The organism is Enterococcus sp. AZ088 (assembly GCF_051714845.1).
Lineage (GTDB): Bacteria > Bacillota > Bacilli > Lactobacillales > Enterococcaceae > Enterococcus > Enterococcus faecalis.
The window spans coordinates 2650878-2676303 of record NZ_JBIOSQ010000001.1 but is presented as its reverse complement, the minus strand read 5'-3'; the positions used below and the strand labels follow the sequence as shown (position 1 = coordinate 2676303).

The 25426-nt window shown below is 40.4% G+C and carries 24 protein-coding genes and 1 riboswitch; of the genes, 17 read left to right on the top strand and 7 right to left on the bottom strand.

From position 1 onward, the window contains the following. Nucleotides 1–68: 68 nt before the first annotated feature. The 7 genes from IGL17_RS12865 (at nt 69) to folP (ending at nt 4890) form a co-directional block, all read left to right on the top strand. Entirely contained in the window at nt 69–464 is a 396-nt protein-coding gene (locus IGL17_RS12865; protein ID WP_071646846.1) for a hypothetical protein, read from the top strand. Nucleotides 465–550: 86 nt separating this feature from the next. Continuing rightward, complete coding sequence (gene gor / locus IGL17_RS12860) at nt 551–1900, top strand: glutathione-disulfide reductase (RefSeq protein ID WP_002354732.1); 1350 nt, start codon at nt 551–553, stop codon at nt 1898–1900. Between the two features lie 197 nt (nt 1901–2097). Then, nucleotides 2098–2460: a dihydroneopterin aldolase gene (folB, locus tag IGL17_RS12855; RefSeq protein WP_002354733.1), complete on the top strand. Its 363-nt coding sequence runs from the start codon at nt 2098–2100 to the stop codon at nt 2458–2460. Further along, on the top strand, nt 2461–2946 hold the full coding sequence (gene folK / locus IGL17_RS12850; protein WP_002365443.1) for a 2-amino-4-hydroxy-6-hydroxymethyldihydropteridine diphosphokinase: 486 nt from the start codon (nt 2461–2463) through the stop codon (nt 2944–2946). It begins immediately after the preceding gene. Continuing rightward, nucleotides 2940–3509: a GTP cyclohydrolase I FolE gene (folE, locus tag IGL17_RS12845; RefSeq protein WP_002381007.1), complete on the top strand. Its 570-nt coding sequence runs from the start codon at nt 2940–2942 to the stop codon at nt 3507–3509. The genes folK and folE overlap by 7 nt, the downstream gene beginning before the upstream one ends. Nucleotides 3510–3512: 3 nt before the next feature. Then, nucleotides 3513–4106 (top strand): non-canonical purine NTP pyrophosphatase, encoded by a 594-nt coding sequence (locus tag IGL17_RS12840; RefSeq protein WP_002354736.1) that lies wholly within the window; start codon nt 3513–3515, stop codon nt 4104–4106. Further along, nucleotides 4099–4890 (top strand): dihydropteroate synthase, encoded by a 792-nt coding sequence (gene folP / locus IGL17_RS12835; RefSeq protein WP_016617991.1) that lies wholly within the window; start codon nt 4099–4101, stop codon nt 4888–4890. The genes IGL17_RS12840 and folP overlap by 8 nt, the downstream gene beginning before the upstream one ends. Nucleotides 4891–5800: 910 nt before the next feature. Here folP and IGL17_RS12830 read toward each other — a convergent pair. From IGL17_RS12830 to IGL17_RS12815, 4 genes are all read right to left on the bottom strand, one after another. Then, nucleotides 5801–6787, bottom strand: a complete 987-nt coding sequence (locus IGL17_RS12830) for a polyprenyl synthetase family protein (RefSeq protein WP_002358954.1) — start codon at nt 6785–6787, stop codon at nt 5801–5803. Between the two features lie 37 nt (nt 6788–6824). Next, entirely contained in the window at nt 6825–7382 is a 558-nt protein-coding gene (locus tag IGL17_RS12825; RefSeq protein WP_002354743.1) for a Gx transporter family protein, read from the bottom strand. A gap of 11 nt (nt 7383–7393) precedes the next feature. Next, nucleotides 7394–7816: a NusG domain II-containing protein gene (locus tag IGL17_RS12820; RefSeq protein ID WP_002358956.1), complete on the bottom strand. Its 423-nt coding sequence runs from the start codon at nt 7814–7816 to the stop codon at nt 7394–7396. A gap of 217 nt (nt 7817–8033) precedes the next feature. Beyond that, complete coding sequence (locus tag IGL17_RS12815) at nt 8034–9980, bottom strand: NAD(P)/FAD-dependent oxidoreductase (RefSeq protein WP_002354747.1); 1947 nt, start codon at nt 9978–9980, stop codon at nt 8034–8036. Nucleotides 9981–10257: 277 nt separating this feature from the next. Between IGL17_RS12815 and pplA the strand changes: the two genes are divergently transcribed. The 5 genes from pplA to IGL17_RS12790 all read left to right on the top strand — a co-directional run bounded on the left by pplA (nt 10258) and on the right by IGL17_RS12790 (nt 18098). Then, a complete protein-coding gene (gene pplA, locus IGL17_RS12810; RefSeq protein WP_002381005.1) occupies nt 10258–11187 on the top strand; it encodes an extracellular electron transfer flavoprotein PplA in 930 nt (309 codons plus the stop codon). Nucleotides 11188–11441: 254 nt separating this feature from the next. Further along, nucleotides 11442–12509 (top strand): FAD:protein FMN transferase, encoded by a 1068-nt coding sequence (locus tag IGL17_RS12805; protein ID WP_002354751.1) that lies wholly within the window; start codon nt 11442–11444, stop codon nt 12507–12509. 13 nt (nt 12510–12522) lie between these two features. Further along, complete coding sequence (gene menA / locus IGL17_RS12800) at nt 12523–13470, top strand: 1,4-dihydroxy-2-naphthoate polyprenyltransferase (protein WP_016617990.1); 948 nt, start codon at nt 12523–12525, stop codon at nt 13468–13470. Between the two features lie 385 nt (nt 13471–13855). Next, on the top strand, nt 13856–14218 hold the full coding sequence (locus tag IGL17_RS12795) for an LPXTG cell wall anchor domain-containing protein (RefSeq protein WP_010776206.1): 363 nt from the start codon (nt 13856–13858) through the stop codon (nt 14216–14218). Continuing rightward, complete coding sequence (locus IGL17_RS12790) at nt 14205–18098, top strand: WxL domain-containing protein (RefSeq protein ID WP_104674552.1); 3894 nt, start codon at nt 14205–14207, stop codon at nt 18096–18098. The genes IGL17_RS12795 and IGL17_RS12790 overlap by 14 nt, the downstream gene beginning before the upstream one ends. A gap of 193 nt (nt 18099–18291) precedes the next feature. On the opposite strand, the gene IGL17_RS12785 is transcribed toward IGL17_RS12790, so the two are convergent. After that, nucleotides 18292–18435 (bottom strand): putative holin-like toxin, encoded by a 144-nt coding sequence (locus IGL17_RS12785; protein WP_016618642.1) that lies wholly within the window; start codon nt 18433–18435, stop codon nt 18292–18294. A gap of 331 nt (nt 18436–18766) precedes the next feature. Continuing rightward, complete coding sequence (locus tag IGL17_RS12780) at nt 18767–20383, bottom strand: phosphatase PAP2/LCP family protein (protein ID WP_016618641.1); 1617 nt, start codon at nt 20381–20383, stop codon at nt 18767–18769. Between the two features lie 91 nt (nt 20384–20474). Continuing rightward, nucleotides 20475–20641: riboswitch (M-box (ykoK) riboswitch) on the bottom strand. Nucleotides 20642–20844: 203 nt separating this feature from the next. Between IGL17_RS12780 and IGL17_RS12775 the strand changes: the two genes are divergently transcribed. Together IGL17_RS12775 and IGL17_RS12770 are read left to right on the top strand one after the other, a co-directional pair. Beyond that, complete coding sequence (locus tag IGL17_RS12775) at nt 20845–22140, top strand: AAA family ATPase (protein WP_002410675.1); 1296 nt, start codon at nt 20845–20847, stop codon at nt 22138–22140. Nucleotides 22141–22148: 8 nt separating this feature from the next. Beyond that, nucleotides 22149–22781, top strand: a complete 633-nt coding sequence (locus IGL17_RS12770; protein ID WP_002358972.1) for an RloB family protein — start codon at nt 22149–22151, stop codon at nt 22779–22781. Nucleotides 22782–22847: 66 nt separating this feature from the next. Here the strand turns inward: IGL17_RS12770 and IGL17_RS12765 are convergent, their stop codons facing one another. Next, entirely contained in the window at nt 22848–23840 is a 993-nt protein-coding gene (locus tag IGL17_RS12765; protein WP_010706961.1) for a biotin--[acetyl-CoA-carboxylase] ligase, read from the bottom strand. A gap of 138 nt (nt 23841–23978) precedes the next feature. On the opposite strand from IGL17_RS12765, the gene IGL17_RS12760 reads away from it, so the two are divergent. The 3 genes from IGL17_RS12760 to IGL17_RS12750 all read left to right on the top strand — a co-directional run bounded on the left by IGL17_RS12760 (nt 23979) and on the right by IGL17_RS12750 (nt 25179). After that, nucleotides 23979–24194, top strand: coding sequence for a zinc ribbon domain-containing protein (locus IGL17_RS12760; RefSeq protein ID WP_002354768.1), 216 nt, complete (start codon nt 23979–23981; stop codon nt 24192–24194). Nucleotides 24195–24607: 413 nt separating this feature from the next. Next, on the top strand, nt 24608–24838 hold the full coding sequence (gene mazE / locus IGL17_RS12755; RefSeq protein ID WP_002367500.1) for a type II toxin-antitoxin system PemI/MazE family antitoxin: 231 nt from the start codon (nt 24608–24610) through the stop codon (nt 24836–24838). Next, entirely contained in the window at nt 24838–25179 is a 342-nt protein-coding gene (locus IGL17_RS12750; protein WP_002360937.1) for a type II toxin-antitoxin system PemK/MazF family toxin, read from the top strand. Before mazE ends, IGL17_RS12750 begins: the two co-directional genes overlap by 1 nt. The last annotated feature ends 247 nt before the right edge of the window (nt 25180–25426 follow it).

Below are 25426 nucleotides of genomic sequence, written 5' to 3'. Positions count from 1 at the left end.
GGAAATCCTCTGGCATATGAGGGTTTCCTTTTTGTGCTATAGTAAAAGAAAAAGAAGGAGGAATAACTATGGCTAAATTATTCGCCTACCAAATTGGTCAAAACCCTCATATTCAAACGGACCTTTTGGTAGATCCTCAGCTGTTTGAAGATGAGCATGGCTGTGGGGGGGTGGGCTTCGGTTTAGCAGATTGTGTTCAAACCGGAATGTTTACAGATATTGAAGTGATAAAACGGTATCTTCACGAAGCAACCTACGTTTTTATTAATGGTGACTTTGACCGACTAAGTTATTTAGAAATTGGGATTGCACTTTCCTTAGGCAAAAAACTTTACGTCATTACAATGAATCCAAACGTAACGAAAGAAGATTTAGGAATTCCCTTCGACAATGCTACGATTGAATTCCTTTCCCCCAGTGCTTTTACGGAACGAATCAATAAAACAGAAGCAGCAGAAAACTAAACAAAAGTAAGTAATACGACTGTCTTTTTTTGCTATTTTTTGCGATAATAAGGGAGAAAGTTCAAATTGAAAGGGAGCCAGAATAAATGAAAACCTATGATTATATTGTTATTGGTGGCGGTAGTGGCGGGATTGCTTCTGCTAACCGCGCAGGAATGCACGGAGCCAACGTCCTTTTAATTGAGGGCAACGAAATTGGTGGGACCTGTGTCAACGTTGGTTGTGTGCCTAAAAAAGTCATGTGGCAAGCCAGCAGCATGATGGAAATGATGGAAAGAGACACAGCAGGCTACGGGTTTGATGTTGAAATCAAAAATTTTAGCTTTAAACAATTAGTTGAAAATCGTGAAAAATATATTGACTTCTTACATGGTGCGTATAATCGTGGTTTAGACAGTAACAACATTGAACGTATCCATGGTTACGCTACGTTTACTGGGGAGCAAACAATTGAAGTCAATGGAACAGAATATACGGCGCCACACATTTTAATCGCGACAGGTGGTCGTCCGAAAAAACTAGGTATTCCAGGAGAAGAATATGCCTTAGATTCAAACGGCTTCTTTGCGTTAGAAGAAATGCCAAAACGTGTGGTCTTTGTGGGTGCAGGGTACATCGCAGCCGAATTAGCAGGAACCTTACATGGCTTAGGTGCAGAAACACATTGGGCCTTCCGTCATGAACGACCATTACGAAGCTTTGATGACATGCTTTCTGAAAAAGTCGTAGAACGCTATCAAGAAATGGGCATGCAAATTCATCCGAATGCAACACCAGCTAAAATTGAAAAAACGGCGCAGAATGAGTACGTTATTACATTTGAAAATGGTGAATCAATCACGACAGATGCCGTGATTTTCGGGACAGGCCGTCAGCCGAACACGGATCAATTAGGCTTAGAAAATACGAAAGTAGCCCTTGATGAAAAAGGCTACGTCAAAGTAGATAAATTCCAAAATACCACGCAAAATGGCATCTACGCAGTCGGCGATGTCATTGGGAAAATCGACTTAACGCCAGTCGCAATTGCCGCTGGTCGGCGCCTGTCTGAACGCTTATTTAACGGACAAACCGATTTATATTTGGATTATAACTTGGTACCAACGGTGGTCTTTACCCATCCACCAGTTGCGACAATTGGCTTGACGGAAAAAGCAGCGCTTGAAGAATATGGTGAAGACCAAGTGAAAATCTATCGCTCTAGCTTTACACCAATGTATTTTGCTTTAGGAGAATACCGTCAAAAATGCGACATGAAATTAATTTGTGTCGGCAAAGAAGAAAAAATTGTCGGTTTGCATGGCATCGGCATCGGTGTTGACGAAATGCTACAAGGCTTTGCAGTCGCTATTAAAATGGGCGCGACCAAAGCAGATTTTGATAATACTGTTGCGATTCATCCAACAGGCTCAGAAGAATTTGTAACAATGCGATAAAAGGAGAATAAACCCCGAAAAAGAGCGTTGCATCAGCAACGCTCTTTTTTGAATACACGAGTTATACTATTTGATTCGTAAAAAGTAATTTTTTATATCATGCCAATAACCACTTTTCCATCTTTTAACTACTGACTTTTCCAAGAAATATGCTATGATTAAAAAAATCAGCAAAACAGAGGGTAGGGAGTTAGAGGATGGATAAAATTAGAATCAACAACTTGAAATTTTTCACAAAAAATGGTGTTTTGGCAGAAGAAAAACGTCTAGGACAGCAAGTAGAAATCGACCTTGAAATGCAGTTGTCGTTAGCCGAGGCAGGGCGAACAGATGATGTCACTCAAACTGTCAATTATGCCGAAGTGAATGAATTGATTGCCCAACGAGTAAACAATCACTCGTACGATTTAATCGAAGGTTTAGCGAGTGCTATTTTAGATGATATTTCTGCAGATTATCAAGAACAATTGAACAAAATTATCATTAAAATTAGAAAATATAGTGTGCCGATGCCCGGCCTTTTTGACAATATTGAAATTGAAATGGAGCGAGAAGTATAGATGATTGGCTATGTAGCATTAGGTAGTAACGTCGGCGATCCGTACGCAAATTTAGTGAAAGCCCGCAATTATTTAAACGAAGACCCGCAGATTCAGGTCGTGGCTTCTTCAAAACTTTATGAAACGGATCCTTACGGCTATACAGACCAAGATGATTTTTTGAACGCCGTATTGAAAATTGATACTAGCTATACCGCTGAAGAGTTATTGGCTGTTACCCAAGGGATTGAGCAAGCAATGAAACGTAAAAAATTAATTCACTGGGGTCCGCGGATTATTGATATTGATATTTTATTATTAGGGGAGCAGTCAGTCACATTGCCCCACTTACAAGTTCCTCATCAAGAATTAACAAAACGGTCATTTGTTTTGATTCCCTTAAGTGATGTTTACGCAGAGGAACAACTATTGGGCGCGCCAATAGCTACATGGATTCAGCGCAGTGGCAATCAAGAAGAAGTGCGAGTAAGCGAAAAGGAATGGTAGAGATGGAGCAGGAAAAACAAGCGCAAATTGAGCAGGCAGTTACCACAATCTTAGAAGCAGTGGGGGAAGATACTCAACGGTCAGGACTCATTGATACACCCAAACGTGTAGCTAAAATGTATGCAGAAGTTTTTAGTGGATTAACCGAACCTGAATTTGACGATTATAAATTATTTGATAGCTTAAATGAAGGCGAAATGGTTTTAGTAAAAGATATTGCCTTTTATTCAATGTGTGAACACCATTTATTGCCATTTTATGGAAAAGTACATGTCGCTTATCTGCCAGAAGGTGGCAAAGTATTGGGACTAAGCAAGTTACCAAGATTAGTAGAACATTGTGCCAAACGTCCCACAGTTCAAGAAGATTTAACAGTGACAATTGCCCGCAAACTTCAAGAAAATATTCCCGTTAAAGGCATTGCAGTAGCCATTGAAGCGGAACATATGTGTATGACGATGCGCGGCGTGAAAACACCACAAAGTAGCACCAAAACATTTCAATTTACCGGACTATTTAAAGAACAAGAGTGGAAAAATCAATTTTTAATGGAGATACGTTAGAAAATGGAAATCATTGTTGGCACGAATAACCAAGGTAAGTTAAAAGAAATGCAATCAGGACTTAAGGACCCCGCTATTCAACTTGTCTCTTATCGAAAGTATACAACCAGTCAAGAACAACCTGCAGAAACTGGCACTACGTATGCTGAAAATGCTTATCTAAAAGCTCGCTTTTTCCAACAATTAATTGGCCGCCCAGTGTTAGGTGATGATGGCGGCTTAACGTTAACTGCTTTTCCTGATTTATTAGGTATTCATACAAGCCGCTTTTTCCATTCAGCCAATCCGGAAGAACAGAACCGCGAACTGTTGCACTTATTTGAAGGGCAACAGTCGACCCGAGAGTTAACCTTATCAGCCACGTTGGTCTATGTACTCGACGACGACAAACTGTTGCAAACGGAAGCCACTTTGACTGGTGAATTAGTTGAACCGCGCGGTACAGGTGGTTATGGCTTTGATCCGATTATTTATTTACCAGATCGAGGCAAAACCTTAGCGGAGTTGTCCACGAGTGAACGAATGAAGATAAGTCCTAGAATGCGGGCTTTACGAAAGATGATTCAGCAGATAAAGGAGCAATGTGACAATGATTGATTTAAAAAAGAATTACCAAATTATGGGGATTGTCAACACGACCCCCGACTCTTTTTCTGATGGCGGTAGCTACACAACGGTCGACGTGGCCTATCAACATGCGCTTCATTTACTAGAAGCGGGGGCCGATATTTTAGACATTGGCGGCCAATCCACACGTCCTGGCTACGAAGAAGTTTCTCCACAAGTTGAGGCAGAACGAGTATTACCGTTAATTAAAAAAATACGTGAGACTTCTCTAGCGCAGATTTCTGTGGATACCTACTATCCCGAAGTAGCAGAAGCCGCGATCCAAGCTGGCGCCACAATGATTAATGACATCAAAGGATTAGACACTCCGGGGATGGCAGAAGTCCTCGCACAATATCCTGAAGTCCAAGTTGTGATTATGCATTCTAGAAAACGCCAATCGCTTTCTTTAAAAGAAGAGTTGCACCAATTTTATACAGAAAAAATTGAACAATGCCAAAAATATGGGCTTTCCTTAGAAAAAATTTGTTTCGATCCAGGGATTGGCTTTCATAAAACTGTCGCAGAAAACCTTCAACTGTTAAAAGATCCTAACGCCTTTCGCTACCAAGATTATCCGTTACTATACGGCGTTTCTCGCAAACGAACCATCGGCGCTTTAACGAACGAACCAGAACCAGCCAACCGTGATTTTGGCTCAGCCGCTGCTTCCTTGTATGCAGCACAACAAGGCGTAGAAATTTTACGTGTTCATAATGTCCAAGGCTTAAAACAAACATTTGATGTCTGGCGAGCATTGTCGGAGAAGGAGTAAGGGCGGAGCAATAGACTAAACAGACCGACCATCAAAAAAGATGGTCGGTCTGTTTAGTCTAAAAAATTTTAGTTGGCTGAATCGTTTTATCCCAGTAAACGGTGCGCGATTTTTATTACAAAAGAAAGCGGCTGTTGAATAATCAGGAAAGTAAGCGTATTCTAGGAAGGTACAAATGTGTTATACTACACAAGTAGAAAGTTTATGACGGTGGCAATTTCTCAAAAAAGGGGGATTGCCAATGTTTTTGCTTGTTTGCTCTTTCCCTAGAAAGGAATAGTAGTGACTGTCTTTGAAGCATTGATGCTTGCGATTGCTTTCGCAACATTAATTGTCAAAATCAGTAATAAAAACGACAAAAAATAAACCCGTCATAACTTTTAGCGAAGATTGACGGGTTTATTTATCCACAATTAAAGCTACCGTCTTAAACGGTCTACCCGAGAGCGTATGTCTAGTACGCTCTCTTCGTGTTTATTATAGCAAGTTGAAACGGAAAAGTCGAATAGTAAATAAAAAAGTAAGCGTATTCTAGGAAGGCATAAATGTGTTATACTACACAAGTAGGAAGTTTATGACGGTGGCAATTTCTCAAAAAAAGGGGGACTGCCAATGTTTTTGCTTGTTTGCTCTTTCCCTAGAAAGGAATAGTAGTGACTGTCTTTGAAGCATTGATGCTTGCGATCGCTTTCGCAACATTAATTGTCAAAATCAGTAATAAAAACGACAAAAAATAAACCCGTCATAATCTTTAGCCAGGATTAACGGGTTTATTTCCTAATTAATTCAGCTACCGTCTTAAACGGTCTACCCGAGAGCGTATGTCTAGTACGCTCTCTTCGTGTTTATTATACCAAGGTATCACCTAAAAAGCTAGCCGCTAAATCCTCAATAGGATCCAGCGGCTTTTTTAATTTTCTCTTGTCAAAATCGTTTGTGTAATTTCATACAATTGTTCTTTCGCTTGGGCCTTTGTTTCAGGAAGTTTGCTGATTTCTTTCAGCGCTTTTTCTGTGTAATGAGTGGCTAATTGTTGGGCCTTTTCTACGCCACCTAGTTCATGGACAAGACGATAAATTTCCTGTGTTTCTTCATCGGTCAAGGCTTCTTTTTTCATTAAAAGTGGCAACAAGACTTCACGATTGGCTTCAAGTGCATAAATCAAGGGCAAAGAATACACGCCTTGACGTACGTCTTCTAAGACGGGTTTGCCGATAGCGTCAGCAGTTTGTGTATAGTCCAAAATATCATCAATAATTTGAAAAGCCAGTCCGATATTTTCGCCGATTTCACCACAACGTTTGGCAAAACGTTGGGAGGTGCCACTTTCATAGGCACCGACAAAACAACTTAGCGCAAACAATTCCGCTGTTTTCCCAGAAATGTTTTTTAAATATTGGTCAATCGTTACCTCGAAATTATAGCGATTGTCCATTTGACCAAGCTCACCAGTCAGGACTTTTTCCATACTACGCGAATTTAATTGAATGCTTTTTAATGAAGAAGAATAATCAGATAAGAGCTTGAAACAGCAAACAAAAAGATAATCGCCTGTATACACGGCTGTGCTATTTCCAAAGCGCGAACGCAATGTTGGCAAGCCACGACGCGTATCAGCTTCATCGACAATATCGTCGTGAACTAACGTGGCGGTATGCAGTAATTCAATGGAAGCCGCTAACGCTGTCGCCTTTTTAGGGTCCCGCTGTTCACCAAAATAAGAGAACAACAGTTGGTAGGCTGGACGTAGCAATTTGCCGCCAGAATGAATCATATCATGGACAGCAGCTTGAATCTCTTGATTATCGATTTGAACCGCTTGTTCCATCAAGCGAAGAGTAGTTGTTAATTCTTTTGATAACGTAGGATAGGTATTCCACATAGGATGTATATTCATAAGATGACTCCTTTAATTGTGGCGGACAGGTTTTCAATTAGAAAAATTGACTCCACTTATGTTTCGTTGTTTGTTCATAATTCAGTTGGAATTTTCGTAACGTCTGGACATGTTGTAGTAAATAATTAGCGGCAATCCCAATGGCAATCCCTGAGAGTAACCCAAACAGAGATAAAAATGGTAAGTACAGCATCGGCGCCCACGAATGAGCAAAGAAAGAGGTCGTTAGCAACTGACCAACGTTGTGTAAGAAACCACCAACGGCACTAATCCCGATAATGCTGACCCGTTTTGGCCCCAGCTGCTTGACAAGCAACATGCCGAAATAACTTAATAAGGCACCACTGGCACTATAGAAAAAGGTCGAAAGTGTACCGCCCAGTAATGTCGTTAAAATCAAACGTAAACAGACTAGGAAAAAACTATCACGCTTACGCATGGTGAAAATCGCAATAATAGTAATTAAATTTGCTAGACCGAGCTTTGCCCCAGGAGCAAATGCGAAAGGGTAAGGAATCATATTTTCGATTAAGCCAATAATGACCCCTTGGGCAACGAGCATAGCAATATAAATATTCTTGTGTAATTTGCTCATAGTTGTCGTGCTTAATAAATTAAGCTACCGTCTTCACTCCCATCAGAAGCTTCCACGGTGATAAACAAATTGTGGGGTAGACAGGCAATCGGGGTTTCACCAGGTTTGGAAATCCAGCCTCGCCGAACATCCACTAAGTCAGCACAGTTGGCTTCCTTCACGCGGATACGATCACCATCTACTTCAATCAGGTTGTAATCACCGTCTTTTGCTTCGTATTTATATGTATAATGCGGGCCGTCCTTTTTTAAGTCAAAGACTTTGATTACTTTGTTGTCTACTTTCAAGACTGCTTGATACGTAGCCGCTTCTTGACCACGGTTTTGCATGGCAAAAACAACAAGGGGCAGAAAAGAACCAAGAACTAAAACAGCAATAATAATAACGTCCCATGTTTTCAAGCGACTTTTCTTAATGAATTCTTTGATCGTCATTTTCTTCTCTCTCCTTTGGTGTTTTTTTCTTGTCTATCATAACATAATGAACGGAAAAGAAGTATTCTTTTCCAGTTGAGCCACCATATTATATAAAAGAAAATATGTGGGACAAAAGTCATGCTTGACTGCTGTCCCACATACTAAATCCTATGATAGTCAGCTGGAGACATGTGTCTCAGCTTTTGCTCGTAGTTGTCAATCGATTATCGATTGCTTACTTACCGCCGTATCTAGCTTTCGGGGTACCATACCACGCTTTACCAAGTTTGCGTTGAATCCATGGAATTACCCAGCGGTCTAAACCGACAGCACGGCCTGAACCGTTCATCAAAGCAAAAGCGACAAAGATAAACCAGATATTTACCCAATAGAACATGCCAGATAAACAGAAGGCAATTGTTAAACCAATTGTAGCAGCACTTGATAACCAAGTGAATAAACCAGCAATCAATGCTAAAGCAATACATACTTCAACGATTGTCATGAATTTTTGCATGAACAAAGCAACTTCTTGGTTTGGCATCATAAATTTCATTACGCTTTCGAACCATTTAGGCATGTGATCAAACACTTGCATTGGTGTTTCGCCGTAAGCGTAGCTTAAACCAAAGTGCGCTGCTTGTGTTGCCGCATCGGCACCACCGCTTGCCGCCGCATCCGCCGCACCACTTGCAGCAGTTGTTGCTGTTTCAGTTGCTTGAGAAGCACCTGTTGTTACTTGTTCTTGTAACCAAGGGAATGGGAAAACGACTTTATCTGTGAACCAAGAACCGTCACCAAACCAAGTGCTTGGTTTCAAGTAATCGCCGTTGCCGACAATTTTCTTCATTGATTCGACTAACCAAACCATACCATAGAAGACACGTAGCGGAACACTCCACAAGACATTGCCGTAACGAGACGTATGTCCGCGAGCAACAGAACGATCATCTTTAATATGGAAGATTTCGTGCATAATGTATTGGAACATGTAGTAACCAGAACGAATATCAAAGAAGTATTTCAAGTTAACGATATGTTTCATAATGATGGCTAAGAAACCACTCAAATGAATTTTATCGAATAAGTTGGCAACGCCCCATTTCGCGCCGATGGAAACCATGAATCCTTGGTAGTTTCCTTTAAAGGCATGTTTTTCGCCGCCTTTAATATCTGCAACGATGTTGGCAGCTGCAGTATGACCTGTTTGTTCAGCTGCTTGAACGATTTGAGGAGTTGGTGTATTTGGTGTTTCTTCGTAATAAACCAAGTCACCAATGATATAAATGTTTTTGTCTTCGTAGCCTTTTGCTTGCATGTATTCATTCGCAACTAAACGACTACCACGTGCTGCTTCTAAACCAAAGTCAGCGGCATCAGAAGTTGCTTTCACACCAGCTGTCCAGATTAACGTATGCGTTGGTACTTCAGAACCATCTTTTAATTTAATGTGATCTGCTGCAACTTCAACGATTGGTGAGTTCAATAATAATTGAACATTTTTCTTTTCTAGATAACGTTCTGCTTTGGCAGCATCGTTACGAGATAACATGTTTAAGATGGTTGGCATTGCTTCAACAACCATTAATGTAATTTCGTCTGGATCAATTTTGGCATCTTTCGCTAAACGATCTTTCCAGTCGATTAATTCGCCGACCATTTCGATCCCAGTAAAACCAGAACCACAGACAACGAATGTTAACATTGCTTTGCGGACTTCAGCATCTGGTTCGATGGCTGCTTTAGCAACGGTTGCTTCAATGTGATGACGAATTTTCACTGCATCATCAAATGACCATAAGGTGAAACCATTTTCTTTCACGCCTGGTGTTCCAAAGTCGTTTGGTTCGCCACCCATACCCAGAATTAACTGGTCAAATGGATAAGAACCTGCTAAAGTTTTCACAACTTTGTTTTCTTTGTCGATCCCAGTAACAGTATCTGTTACCAATTTTACGTTTTTCTTGCGTGAGAACAAACGTTGTAAGTCGTATTGAATTGCTTCTGGTTCAACACGTCCGCCTGCTACTTCATGCAATTCGGTCATCATAGTGTGGTAAGAATGGCGATCAATCAATGTGATTGTTACGTCCGTATCTTTTTTAAATTTCTTTGCTAGAAATTTAGTAGCTGAAACGCCAGCATACCCAGCACCTACAACGACAATATTTTGCTTTGTCATTGACAATCCGCTCCTTAATATTGTAAGTAGTAAAATAGTGATAATGATTAATAAGTACACAATCGACTAACATTATATAAGTATTTCACGAATTTGTCTAATATAAATTTTAATTGTCAACAAATTTACTCCAACGATGAGTTTTTGATGAAAAAAAGACCGAAATGTAAATATTTTTAGGGGATGGTCTTGACAACGTTTTTAAAACCATTATAATGTGTAATGTATCACAAACTTTTGATGTTTGTGAAAATCATGAAAGAAAAGGTGACTATCAATGAAAGTGAATAAATTTGTTAAAGGTTTTGCGGCAATTGCATTATTTAGTTTAGTATTAGCAGGCTGTGGCGCAGACAAGAAAGACAACACAACGAACTCTTCTAGCGCAGCATCTTCAGAAACGAAAAAATCAACTGAATCATCAGCACCAGCGAAAAAAGTTGCCGGTGGCGATTTAAAAGATGGTACGTATAAATTAGAAGAAAAAAATGAAAAAAATGGTTACCGTGCAGTCTTTGAAATGACTGTAAAAGACGGCAAAATCACTGAATCTAAATATGACAACATCAATGCTGACGGCAAATCTAAAACAGAAGACACTAAGTATGAAGAAAGCATGAAAGCAAAATCTGGTGTTGGACCAAAAGAATACATCAAACAATTAAACGATTCTTTTGTTAAAGCACAAAGCGCAAGCGGTGTGGAAGTAGTAACTGGTGCGACTCATTCATCTGAATCATTCCAAAACTACGCACAACAATTAATCCAAGCAGCACAAGCTGGTAACACAGACACAATCGAAATCGACAATGGCGCAGCATTGAAAGATGGTACGTACTCATTGAAAGAAAAAAATGACTCAAACGGCTACCACACAACATTCTCAATGACTGTGAAAGATGGTAAAGTGACTGAATCTAACTACGATAACGTGAACGCTGACGGCAAATCTAAAAAAGATGACACTGAATACGAAAGCAAAATGAAAGACGTTGCTGGCGTTGGACCAAAAGAATATATCGAAACATTAAACAAAGAATTTGTTAAAGCAATGGGCGAAGAAGACGGCTCACCTGCAGGTGTTGAAGTGGTAACTGGTGCAACACACAGCACACATTCATTCATCAACTACGCACAACAATTAGTGAACGCTGCTGAAAAAGGCGACACAACTGAAATCGTTGTTGACAACATCGTAACAAAATAATTAGAAATAAATGAATCGTGAAGTAGTTCCTGAAATGCTTTTCAGCAATTACTTGACACCATTGAGGGGTTGGGAAAAAGTCGGTTGGCTGACTTTCCCGCCCCTTTTTCTTCGCTAGTTCTGTCCATCATTTCACAAATTTTTTCACAGAAATTTGTGAATTTCCAAGAGAAAGACTTTTCATTTTTTCCAAAAAAGGCTACTATGCAAGAGAACTTATTTTTTAATTAAAGAAGGAAAGAAGAGGGAATCCTATGAAAAAGAAACTTCTGCTCATGGTGAGTGTTCTAGCAGTGCTGTTTGTGGCAGCTGCTTGTTCCTCAAAACCAGAAGCGAAAATTAATACAGAACCATACTCTGACCGTCAAACAATGCTTGGTACCTACGTTCAAATTCGCATCTACGATGATGGCAAAGAAGACGTCTTACCGAAAGCTTTTGCCCGTGTCAAAGAACTAGGCGATAAAATCACCGTCAACCAACCAGGTTCAGAAATTGATGAAATCAACCAAGAAGCAGGCGTGAAACCAGTCAAAGTCTCAGATGACCTGTATCCTTTGTTGAAAAAAGCCTATGAATATAGCAAAGACTCCCGCGGCGGCTTCGACATGGCAATTGGTCCAATCACCTCTATGTGGCACATTGGCTTCGATGATGCCCGCAAACCAAGCCAAGCCGAAATTGATCAAGCCTTGAAACTTGTCGATTACACGAAAGTCAAATTCAACGACAAAGAGCAAACCGTTTACCTTGAAGAAAAAGGCATGCAATTAGATTTAGGCGCAATTGCCAAAGGCTTCATCACCGACGAAGTCGTGAAAGTTCTGAAAGACAACGGCGTTACCACCGCTATCGTCGATTTAGGCGGGAATGTTTACGTCTTAGGACACAGCCCACGTGGCAAAGACATGGACTGGACAGTTGGGATTCAAGATCCGAATAAAGCCCGCAACACAGTCTTAGGTCAAGTCAAAGAAAGCAACAAAACCTTAGTAACATCAGGAATTTATGAACGCTACTTAAAAGTCGATGGCAAAACGTACCACCATCTCTTCGATCGTGAAACTGGCTATCCGTTTGATAACGACATCGCAGGTGTCACCATTATCACCGACAAATCCATCGATGGTGATGGTCTCTCAACAGCCGTCTTCTCAATGGGCGTCAAAAAAGGACTAGAATATGTCGAAAGTCTGAAAGGAACCGATGCCATTTTCGTCACAAAAGACGACAAAGTCTACATCAGCAAAGATATCGAAGGCAACTTTGAAATCGGCAAAGACTCTGGCTATACGATGGGGAATCGGGCCGATTTGAAATAAGGAGCGACTAAAAATGTCTTTAAATGTGTTTTTAAAAGTAGTGGAAATTCAGACGAAGCTTGCCAGTCTCTTTCCCTTCATTATCGGGGTCTTGTTTTCAATGACCTATTTTGGGGAAGTCCAGTGGGGCAACACGCTGGTTTTCTTCATTGGCATGGTGGTCTTTGATATGGCCACCACCGCCATTAATAATTACATGGACTTCAAAAAAGCCAAATCGGACGTCTACAAATATGAAGAAAATATTATCGGACAATCAGGCGTTTCACCACAACTAGTTCGCAACATGATTTTCGCCATGATTGCCTTCACTGCCGTTGTGGGTGCGTACTTGACGGTTCAAACCGGTTGGCTCTTCCTTGTGTTAGGAGGAATTTGCTGCTTCATCGGGATTTTCTACACGTATGGACCGATTCCGTTATCCCGCATGCCCTTAGGGGAAATTTTCAGTGGCTTCACGATGGGCTTAGGCATCTTCGTCTTAACCGTTTACTTGAATGTCGTCACCAAGCCGCCGTTTTACTTAACGGTTGATTTCGCCAGTGGCGCCTTTCGCTTAGACGGCAATCTCTGGGCGGTGCTTGCGATTGTCGTGGCGTCCTTGCCCTTGGTCTGTTCGATTGCTAACATCATGCTCGCCAACAATTTACGGGACTTAGACACGGATATTGAGAACCACCGTTATACATTAGTCTATTATATCGGGCGCCCAGCGGGGATTGTGCTGTTTCAAGTGTTAGCGCTAGCTGGCTATCTGGTGATTTTATTCGGCTTCATTAGTGGCATTTATCAATGGCCAGTGTTAATTACATTTGTTACTCTGCCTGTCATTTGGAAAAATATTCAAACGTTTAAACAAGAATTGCCGCAGCCGAAAAGTTTCCGCCATTCCATTAAGAACTTAATGGTTTTCAATGGCACCTATGCTTTAGGGCTATTAATCAGTGCCTTGCTTGGTTAGAACCTAAAAAAGTGCGAGGAATGCGAAAAAAATCTTGTTTTTTTAAAAAAGAATGCGTCGGAATAATTAAGAAAAGCTCAAAATGTTAGTCTTTAATGCTAACATTTTGAGCTTTTCTCGTTAAAAAGAGTAAAGACTTAAACTTTGAACGCGTGATTTCGAGGGAAAGTAGGCGTAGAACAACATTTTTGTTTATCAATAATTAAATAACGAGCTTGTAAACGTTGTTCTATCAACGTGTTTCAAAAATTTCGCATAGGGTGCGTAAAAATCGTCAACTTCTACAGGGGGGTTCTTTGTTATCATAGAGGTATGAAAAAAGGTTGTTTGAGCAGTAATTGTACAGAAGCTCAAATCTGTTGTTGATTTAAAAGGAGGTTTTTAAATGAAAAAAAAGCGTTATTTAATGATTGTGTGTCTACTATCTTCTCCTAGTTTCTTTATAAATGTTGAAGCATCTGATGGTGGTTCTAGTTCGGTGGGGATTGAATTTTACCAAAATCCGACAACACCCGCTCCTAAAGATGCCCCGCCGAAAACAGATGCGCCAGCTACTGATCCCAAGGGACCAGCTGGTCCTCCGCAAGGAGATCAACGAAGTGGTGGTTCGACACAGACCACCACAACTGGCTCAACGCTCCCTCGTACAGGGAGCAAGAGTCAGGCAAATCTTAGCATTCTCGGCTTGGTCTTAATTGGCCTTGTCGGAATGGTACATAGAAAGAAGGGACGACATGAAGCAAACTAAGTGGCAACGTCTTGCAGCTATTGGTTTATGTGGTTCTTTGCTAGTGAATGCCTTTTCGGGCGTGACGGCAGTTGCGGAAACCGTCACGATTGAAAGTAGTCCGACCGCTAAAAGTAGCGCCAAGGAAGAAACACAAGCAAGTAGTGAAACGCAAGAAACAACGACTGAAACAAGTCGAGAAGAAGTAACACAGGAAATAGAGAAACAAGCAGAAGTGGCGGTAGAAAAGAAGGAAGCACCGCCAGTGAAAGTGGAGCAAAAAGAAGCGGAAGCTCAGCAGGAGGTGCAACTCACACCGCAACTCCCAGTACAAATCCAGAATCGAGCGATTGGGGTAAAAGAAGGTAAAAAAGTATCAGAACTTTCTACATGGTTCGAATCAGAGGCAAATTCTTTTCCAGCACAAAATCAAAGCTATGTAGTACCAGAGTCTCGCTTTAGCATTAATATTGCTTCGGAAGATAAAACGTCTTTAAATATGGAAGATTTTCAATTAACTTCTGAGATGGGATTAGATAGATGGAGGGCATCTACGAATCTGTCTGGTTTTGTTTCTCCTGGAGATCAAACGATACCAGTGTCAAATGTACCGACAACTACAGGACTGGATATATTGATACCTAGTCAAACTCTAAACGTAAATTATCTTCATTATTGGTCAGATATGATCGTATATTATTTGAAGGACCCTGTTCTGACAGTTCCCAAATATATTGATACTATTGAAGTAGCCAATTCAGGAATATTTAACAGATATGAGCTATATAGTTACTTAGAACGCCCATATAATATTAAATTAGTCAAAACAAATAATAGCTATACCCTTCAGCAACCGTTGAGTCATGTATGGAATAAACCCTATTCAGCAGGCTTTGCAGCGGAATTAAGGGCAACTTATGAGAAAAAGCAGGCTGGTTTAACGTATGTTGCTGCGCAACAAGATATTGACTTAACAACTACTTACAAAAAAGTCACCGAAAACTTCGTTGATGCCACAGGCGCCAAAATCACACCGCCAACTGGTTTCACGCAAGGACAACAAACAAGTATTACGAGCAATGACTTCACATACACCAGTGCCAAAGCCTTGCCAGATACGTACAAGGCAGGCGGCAAGACCTACAAATTCAAAGGCTGGTACAAAGGTACCGACCAAACAGCCCTGAAAACGACGAAAACACCAAGTTATGCCGTCACTTACGATGACCAAGACGACATGACGGCGGTTTATGAAGTGGACACAGGTAAAGATTACAATTTTCCAAGTAAGACTGTGAATTTCCAATTTATCGATGAAGCAGGGACGATTATATCGCCAACGCCGTTTACAATTACAACCGATTTACAACAAGAAATTAATTCCACTTATACGAAGCTTGGATCGATTACTGGGATCAATTCAGGAAATACCAAACGAGTGACGATTCCTGCCAAAACGATTAGAGCAGATGTATCTTTAGGTGGTGTGAATAATTATGGAACAACCAATACAAGAATCACTATTCCAAAATTTTATGAAAATATCTTTGTCTATACAGGAAGTGCTTATACACAAGCTACGTTGAATCGTTATTCAACTGCAGATAATACATTAATCGGTAACCCAACCAGTAATGCGCCATTGTATTACGGACTAAACAAAATGACAACGACACAATTTAAAGTGAGTGAGTATGATTCGACTACTACAATTCCAGAACAATCGGAGTATCTGTATAATCGATTGTATGTATCAGGTGCATCCCGTTTATTTAATTCTTACGTTACGCCAGTAGGGACGATTTACTATCAGTTAACCAATCGCAAGGTCACCGAAAACTTCGTCGATGCCAGCGGTGCTAAAATCACGCCACCAACAGGCTTTACCCAAGGCAACCAAGTAGTGATTGATAGTGAGAATTTCACCTACACCAGTGCCAAAGCCTTGCCAGATACCTACACAGTAGGGGATAAAAACTACAAGTTCAAAGGTTGGTACAAAGGCACTGATCAAACCAAAATGGAAACGACGAAAACACCAAGTTATGCCGTCACTTACGATGACAAAGATGATATGACGGCGGTTTATGAAGAAGTCCAAGAAATCACTGTTCACCCAGGATTCTACGCAGAGTTTGTCGATGAACAAGGAAAAGCGTTCACGAATCCACTTACGCTTTCTGGAAACTATACAGAATTTTTCAGAAAAACCGCCACTAGTCCCTTTGAAGCAACAGGTTCGCTTTACCCAATGGTGGGAAGTAAAGAGGCAACCGTTGCTAATCGCTATAAAGTAGAAACAAAGCAAAACGTCTTGATTCCTAATGATTATGAACTTTTTTCTGATCTACCAACAGGTGTTTTAAATAAAGGTTTTGCGTTGAACAACTTTGATATTACGAATGAATTGAAGTATGTTGACAAAGTGGAAGCAACAACGAAAACCATTACGTTGTACGACTACGAGACCATTAGTGACATTGGCACCAACCTTCTATCGGATTCAGCAACGACTAGTTTTACTAGTTTTGAAACAGTGTTTAACAGAGAGACGAACAATACTTTTTCTGTTAAGGCAAGGTGGGGCCAATCAGGACTAACAAGAGATGTCCTTCCTAGTTTGTTATTTCTAACTAGTGCAAATTCCCAACCAAGATTATTTGGTTTCGATGGAACTAGCGACTACAAGCAAACGATAAACTATAAAGTCACACGAAAACAAGTCACCGAAAACTTCGTTGATGCCGCGGGTACTAAAATCACGCCACCGACAGGTTTCACGCAAGGGAAACAAACACCAATGACAAGCAACAGCTTCAAGTATACGGCGGCGAGAGCTTTGCCAGCTAGTTATTCAGCTGGTGGCAAAGCCTATACTTTCCAAGGTTGGTACAAAGGTAAAACCAAACCAAACACATTGACAACAAGTACGACGCCAACATATAACACAACCTTTGATGGCAATGACGACATGACGGCAGTGTATAAAGAGGAAGTGGCAAAAGCGAGTGTTACTTTAACACGCACTACAGCTGAAACAGTGACTAGCGGCGGCAACGTCACATGGCGTGCTACGATTACCAATACAAGCCAAGCACCATTAACTACGGCGACCATCAAGAAATCAACGGCTTGGACAACTGGCTTAGCAGCACCAACTGCCATGATCGTTACACCAGTTGGCGGCACGGCGAAAACCGTCCCAGTCACAGCGACTACTTGGACTAATGGCGTTAGCTTAGGGGTTAACATTCCAGTGGGTAAATCTGCCACGGTTCAGTTCACTACCAAAGCGACGGGCACAGCGGGGCAAGTCTTGCGTGCAGGGATTACCACCAGTGGGAATTACAGTGGCATTTCTGCTTCGGCAACTGTTCGTGTGAAAGACAATGATCAGGCGATTGTTACACCAACGGCTGAAGGCTTCATCAGTGTCCCAACTTTCAATTTTGGTCAGATAGGGATTGCAGGAAACACACAACAGCATGGCCTGAAGAAAGCCGCTGATTACTACGGCAACGGTACACGCAATCCCTATCTGCGAATTAAGAAAACTCAACCGAATTGGAGCTTAACGGCACAACTGTCCCAACCAAAATCAGCTACAGACAGCTTGCCAACAGCGACTCGCCTATTATTAGGCACGGCTCCTGTTTCAAGTTTCTCCAATTACAATCAACCAACGGAGTTGAAAAACACGATTGGCACCACGACTGCCATTAACTTAACGGCAAATAACACGGCTACGAACATCGTTGCCAACCAACAATTTACTGGCAGTAATGTCTATCAACTAGACTTCGCATTTGATAATATCAAATTAGAAGTACCAGCTAGTCAAGGCATGACTGGTCAACAATACCAAGCCGCAGTCACGTGGAATTTAGTGACTGGCCCATAAAAATAAAAGATGCCCGAGCCTTGAAATAGGAGGCTCGGGCATCTTTTATTGATGGTCTTTTTAGGGGCGTTGTGCTATAATGGTAATGAGAAGAGAGATATGCTGTAACATACCTCTCTAGTGTAGAGCCGTTTCAGACGGTAGCGATTTTTAGTGATTTATAAAAAATAACCGTGCTCGCTAAAGTTGACGGTTATTTTTTCTTGTCTTCTTTAACAGCCTCTAGGATTCCGAAGATTAACGTTGCGATAAAAGAACCGAAACTAATCATCAGAGCTAAAGCTTCTGCGATAGACAAAAGGCCTCTCCTTTCATAGATTTTAGTACTTACATTCATAAGCACCACCACCGAAAGGGGAAAGTCTCTGCTCCTACGCTTCTCACTTCGTTGCGATTCTCGTCGCAAAGCGCATGTTCCTGTGCGCTTGCCTCCGTGTTAACTTATCTACACTTAGATTATACCATGTAAAACAAAAAAATAATTAGTTTCCAATATATTTTTTAGGCAATTGTACTATAATGGTAATGAAAAGAGAGCTATGCGCTAACATACCTCTCTGATGTAGAGCCGTTACTAACGGTGACAAAAATTAATATTTTTGAAATGACCGTCTAACTAGCCAAAGTAAGCAGCGCCCCTTTCATTAAGGGGCGCTGCTTTTTAGTCGTTATTGCGATTGTTCAGTGTCTTTTGTAGAGAGGTTCATTTGTTCTTTAATAGCATTTTCGACACGTTGGCGTTCACTCTCTTCCACAAGTTGATAAGAAATACCTTCAATCCCTGTCACGCCATCGCCAGTGTAATCGTAGCCTTTTAATTGATCGGTTTCAATCGTTTTTAGTGCGGGGGTGTATTTTTTTAGCATTGCCATCATTTGGTCAAAGGATAAGTCGGTTTCGCCATGTTCGCCGATTACGTCCAGAATTTCTTGATATTTTAGCAAGCTGTTAAAAGAAAGTAGTTTGTTGGTTAATTCGATTAAAACTTCTCGTTGGCGGCGTTGACGACCATAGTCGCCTTCGGGGTCTTCGTAACGCATGCGCGCGTATTGTAAAGCTTCCCAGCCCCCTAAATGCTGTTTGCCTTTCGGATAATGAATCCCTTCAGCGTCAAAAGCAAAGGCATTGTCAACAGTGACGCCGCCCACCGCATCGCCAAGGTCCTTCATAGCATCCATATCAATTGAAAAGTAATGATTGATTGGGATGTGCAAGACATTTTCAACCGTTTTAATTTGCATATCGGCACCACCGAAAACGTGGGCCGCATTGATTTTATTGTATTCGCCATTGGTGCCAGCCATTTCCACATAGTAGTCACGCGGGATGCTGGTGATGGTAGTTTTTTGTAATTGATTATTCACTGTAACCACCATTAAGGCGTTGGAGCGGTAATCGGTTTTGCGTTTTGAGTCATTCGCAATTCCCATAATTAAGAAACTAACCGGTTCCCCTTTGGCTAAATCGGGACTCTTCGTGGAAGATTTTCTTGGTTTATACATAGTATTCGCTGTTTTTTGCAAATTACGATACATGCTGACGCCGTAAGCGGAAACAGAAAGTGTGCCTAAAAATAAAAGGGTTAAACTAAAGACCACGAATAAACTTTTTCTTTTACGAGAATGGCGGCGCCGGCGTTGTGTCGGTACTTCTGCTTCCTCTGGTTCAGGTGCCGGCAAATAACGTTGAACAATTTGAAATGAAAAGTTGATCCAGCTATAACTTAGGAGCATCCCAGCGATGACATCACTAGGATAATGAACGCGTAAGATTAAGCGACCTAACACAATCAAAACTAAATAAGTGAGTAAGAAAATTTTGATTCCTTTGGTTTTTTCGACATGAAGATAGGCCAAAATGATCAAAATCGTACAGACTAGCGCCATTGCTAATAATGAATGTCCGCTGGGAAAGCTAGCAGAGCTTCGATCAGCTAAAGCGCCTAGGTTTGGTCGAGCCCGACCCACCACATGTTTAAAAACGCTCCCTAAAAAGCCGACAGCTAGTAGGTTACTGACAGCCCAAAAGGCTAGAATTTTTTCTTTTTTGCGTAAAAGGTACACCATCAATAATAAGAAGAATAGCAGCATTGGTCCAATTGTGGCTGTTTTTGCTAACAGATTGACCGCTGTTAAAAGTGGGGCATTTAATTGCCATTTGATGTGGTAGATAGCTTCGTCCATTTGTTGAAACCAATTTGGACTAGCCGCCACTAACAAAGTGAGGAAAGTAAAACCAAGCGTTGTTAGGGCATAAAGTGGAAATTTTTTAGTCGATGTTTGCATGAGAATCCCTTTCTTTTTCCCTTGAAAGAGTAGACTAAGCCAGCATCGATTGTAAATAAGCGCTTGCGACTAAACAGGACACAGCAAGCCAATCGGTTCTCATCGTCTGAGCTTTAGCACTATCCAACGTAAAGATTTCTCTTAGCTATTTTTAGAAGAGCCTTAATTCGACCATTCCTGTTTTACACATTGGTGTCTTTCGACATTTCTGCGCAATAGCCTATGTTTGAATAGGAGCCTCACCTAACAAGGTTATTTTATCTAACGCTAGAAGTATAGAATTTATGCAGCGGTTCTCACAATGAAGTTTAAGAAAATTTATTGTTTTTTAAATAAATTTAAAGGTGTGGGGGAAAAGCGTTATTTTGGGAAATTTATTTTAAAAACGGAAAAACGTTTTACAGTATCAGTCTTTAACGATATAATAAAAGAATAGATGAAAAAACGAGGAGGTGAACAGCATGCTAGTTAATTTTACAGTCAAAAATCTTCTATCTTTTAAAGAGGAACAAACACTTTCCCTACAAACAGGCGCGTATTTACGAAAGTATGTCAATAATCGTTTCGAAGTGAAGCCTAAAAATTATCCAGAAAAACTAAGGTTACTGAAGAGTGCCATTGTTTTTGGGGGAAATGGTTCAGGAAAATCAAATTTAGTGAGTGGGTTAAATGCGTTAAAAACTTTGGTTTTAAGAGAACAAGCTTCGATTAATGATGCTTTATTATATGAACCTTTTGCGTTAGACCCTCTCACTAAACAAAGCCCATCTGTTATGACCATTGAATTTATTAATGACAGTGTCTTGTATCGCTATTCGTTAGCTAACACAGCGCGCGAAGTAGTTAAGGAATCTTTAGAGATTTATGACAAAACGCAGGATGATTTTGTTTATTATTTTAAGAGAGACGGTGCGGAATCTTCCGTTTTTCCAGAAAAATATCAAGAATACCAAACACAAATTAAGTCTAATTCGTTAGTTATCCATACGTTGGAATCAAAAAATGATCAGCACGCTACGAATGTCGTTCGTTGGTTTGCCAATCAGTTAGTTATTTTTGATGGATCTTTACGGAATATTGAACGGTTGAACAATGAAAAAGACAAAGAGAAAGTCTTGAACTTTTTGAAACTTGCGGATATGAACATGGTTGATCTGGTTCCTGTGAAAGACAAAGAGGAAGATTACTCGAAACAAGAAAAATTAGCCGCTGTTTTAGAACGAATTATCCAAGAAAAAGACCCGACTATTGAAATTGGTCGAGTCAAGAAAAGTCTGTATTCGCTGTACTCTGTTTATAACCAATATGACGAAATGAATCAAGTGGTCGGACAAGAACGTATTCATTATGATTTGGAATCTTCTGGGACGAAAAAATTAATTGGCTTAGCACTAAATATTTTATTTAATCCAGAAGAAAAAGTTTTTGTTTTTGATGAATTTGATGATGCGTTTCATCAAGAGTTGTCAGGAACATTGTTAGAAGCGTTCAATGCCATGGAGACGAATACACAATTTATCTTGACCTCCCATGAACTTCATTTGATGGATAATCAATTGAGAAAGGATCAAATTTACTTCACAGATAAGAATTATCGTGGTGCCAGCGAATTATACGCTTTGTATGACTTTGAAGCAGACCCAAAAAAAGGTCGCGGAGATATCACATATTATCGCCGTTATTTAAATGGTCTGTTTGGTGGTGTTCCTCATATTGATCGAAGTGAAATCGTTCAGGCAGTGAAGGTAAAGGAGTAGAAGTTGGTATGCCAAAAATAAAAAGGGTAAAAAAAGGAAAGAAATTAAAACCAAATGTCATGATTTTTTGTGAAGGAGAAACAGAAGAAGCTTACCTTAGATTGATTAAACGAAAATATTCTGCAGTCAATATTAAAAGTAAACTCAAAGTAAAAACATGTAGACGTCAAGGAGAGGCGTTGGTCGAATACGCCGTTTCCTGTATTCGGAGTATGGGAAAAGCGGAGCGGGACAATTATGATTTGTTTTATGTTATGTATGACAAGGACGAACAAACCACAGAATCGATTGAAAACGCGGTAAGATGTGCACAACGACATCGTCCTGAAATCAAGACGATTTTTTCAAATGAATGCTTTGAACTCTGGTTATTACTTCACTTTGAGGAAGTCAATCGATACATGACTAGAGAAAATTTATATGGGAGATTAGAGAAAGTTCTGCATTTAAAAGACAGTTATCGAAATTTTAAAGGCGCAGAAGTATGTAAGTATCTTGAAGAAAAAGTAGCTATTGCTTTTCAGAATACGAATAAAAACTGGTTGTCTCCTTTAGAAGAAATGAAAATCAATGAAAATCCCTATACGAATTTCCCCAAAGAATTGTGCGAAATGTTAGCACAAAAAGAAGTTGATTTTTAAAGAGCAAGAAAGCATCTGTTTAAATTTAGACAGATGCTTTCTTGCTCTTTTTCTAAATTTCCCTACTTATCCTCGATGCCATTCACCAATCTGGTCCAAACTAATTTCCCCAGAAGACAACGTTTTGGCCGTGCCATCAGGCAACTGGACAATCAATTCTCCATTTCCATTAATGGTTGTCGCAACGCCGCGGAAGTCTTGCCCGTTTTGGGTAAAAGCGACGTCTTTGCCAATCACAAAGGAGCGTTGTCGGTATTCTTCTAAAAAGTCTTTCGTTGAACGTTCGTCTAAAATTTGATAAAAATGATTCCAAATGTTGGCGACTAATTCATTTCGCGTCGCTGTCGGTTCACCATCTGGGAAAAGAGAAGTCACTTTCTGCCGAATGTCCTCAGGAAATTCGGTTTCTGTAATTGAAAAATTAATCCCCATGCCGATGATGACATTTGAAATCTGCCCTGTTTCCACATTGCTCATGGCTTCCGACAAAATCCCGCAAACTTTTTTGCCATTTAAATAAAGATCATTGACCCATTTAATTTCTGTGTGAACGCCTGCCAGAGCATCCATTGCTCGAGCGACCGCTACGGCCATAATCACAGTATATTGGGCGATTTCTTCAAAATTTTGGTTCGGTTGAAGCACCATGCTCATGTAAATCCCTTTACCTGGCGTAGCGAAAAATGGTCGGCCGAACCTGCCCCGCGGCATTTCTTGCATGTCAGCAACAATCAATGTATTGTCGGGCGTCTGGTCTAAAATCGCCCGCTTAGCATCGGTCATGGTAGATTCAGATGTTTCTAGGACGGTAATTGTTAAAGGCGGCGTTTGGGGCCATAATGCCAACTGAATGCCTTCTGCAGAAAGGACATCTGATTTCTCAAGGCGATACCCCTTATTTTGCACGCTAGTAATTTGATAGCCATCTTTTTTCAATTCATTAATTGCTTTCCAAATAGCTGTGCGAGATAAGGACAGACGTTGTGCCATCTCTTCGCCCGAAAGGAATGCGGGCGTTTGTTTCATCAATAAAGTTAGGACTTGGCTTTTTGTCGACATATTTTTTCCTCCGATTCGTTATGCTTATTGTAGCGGAAAGGAAAAGGCTTGGTCAACTAGTGAAAAAATCCATCTTAGGATGGAGGAAAATGAAGCAGGCGTTTGCTATACTTATTTTATTGAGAAGGAGTGAGGGGAATGGAAAAGCAACAATATGTTTGTGAGAAATGTGGCAACATGCACTATGTGTCGGACCAATTTCAAGCAACAGGTGGGAACTTTGCGAAAATTTTTGATGTTCAAAATAAAAAATTTATTACAATTAGCTGTACCCAATGCGGCTACACCGAACTTTACCGCAGCCAAACAAGCGGCGGCATGAATGTCCTAGACTTTTTATTAGGTGGCGGTTAGTCAAAAACGAATGCATCTTTGCATTCGTTTTTTTGTGTGAATAGAAGATAGGGGAAAAGGAGGTCGGGCCAGAAGCGTTTAACTCCGAGAAATAAGTAGGTACGATGATTTCATCTGTTCATGCTTCACAGTGAAACATCGCAACTCTTAGAGCTGTAGCTCTTTTGAAGGCTGTACTGTGACGAGACGCATGTCGAGAAAACACCTTAGAAGTTGTTGAGATCGGAGCAACGCGTAGTGTTGCTTCTGTTCCCGCCGTTTATCAGTTTTTGAGCGTGGAGCAAAAATCCAAAGTGATTTTTGTCCCACGCGCATTATCGAATTATATAGTAAACTCAGTCACATTAAGTGTGATTTAAAATTCTTTCCATCATTGCAAAGGCATAGTATAATGAAGCGAAGGGAGTGATTTCATGCTAACAACTAAATCAAGAAGACAAGGAAACTCGGTCGTTTTAACTTTACCCACTGATAATGGTAAAAAACCAAAAGTCGACCAAGAATATATTGTGATGTATTCTGACGACGGTACAATTACATTAGTCCCTAAAATTCAGGATCCATTTAGTGAAGGTCCAGAAGGTGAGTATTATGAAAAAGATGAGTGGCATGATCTTGCACCTGAGGGGAGAGAACTTTTTTAATGAATGTTGAAAAGAAGTACATTCCCAAAAAAGGAGATATTGTATGGATTGATTTTGATCCTGCTGCAGGCAAAGAGATTCAGAAGAGACGGCCTGGTTTAGTCGTGTCAAGATATGAATTTAATCGGAAAACCATGTTTGCTGTGATTTGCCCGATTACTTCCACCATTAAAAATATTCCCACGCGATATACGTTGCCCGATGACATAGAAACTCATGGACAAGTAGTGATCTCACAACTGAAATCTTTGGACTTCACTGAAAGAAAATTAAGTCAAATTGAGCATTTGCCATTAAAAGATATGGCGAAAATTGACCAAATAATTGAATATATTTTCTAGTTGTTGAAAAAATGAGGTCGGGACAGAAACGTTTAGCTCCGAGAACCAAGTAGGTACTGTTCAACATCTATTTGCTTTGCAAATAGTGTTTCTCAGCAATAAGAAGGAATTTCCGAAAATTGTCATAAAACACAACGAGGAAAGAGTTGATGTTGCATGATACCTACTCGGTGCTCTTTAATTTTTGGAGAATTTCGGCTTATTTCCGAAGGAGTTGGTTCTGTTCCCGCCGTTTATAAGATTTTAA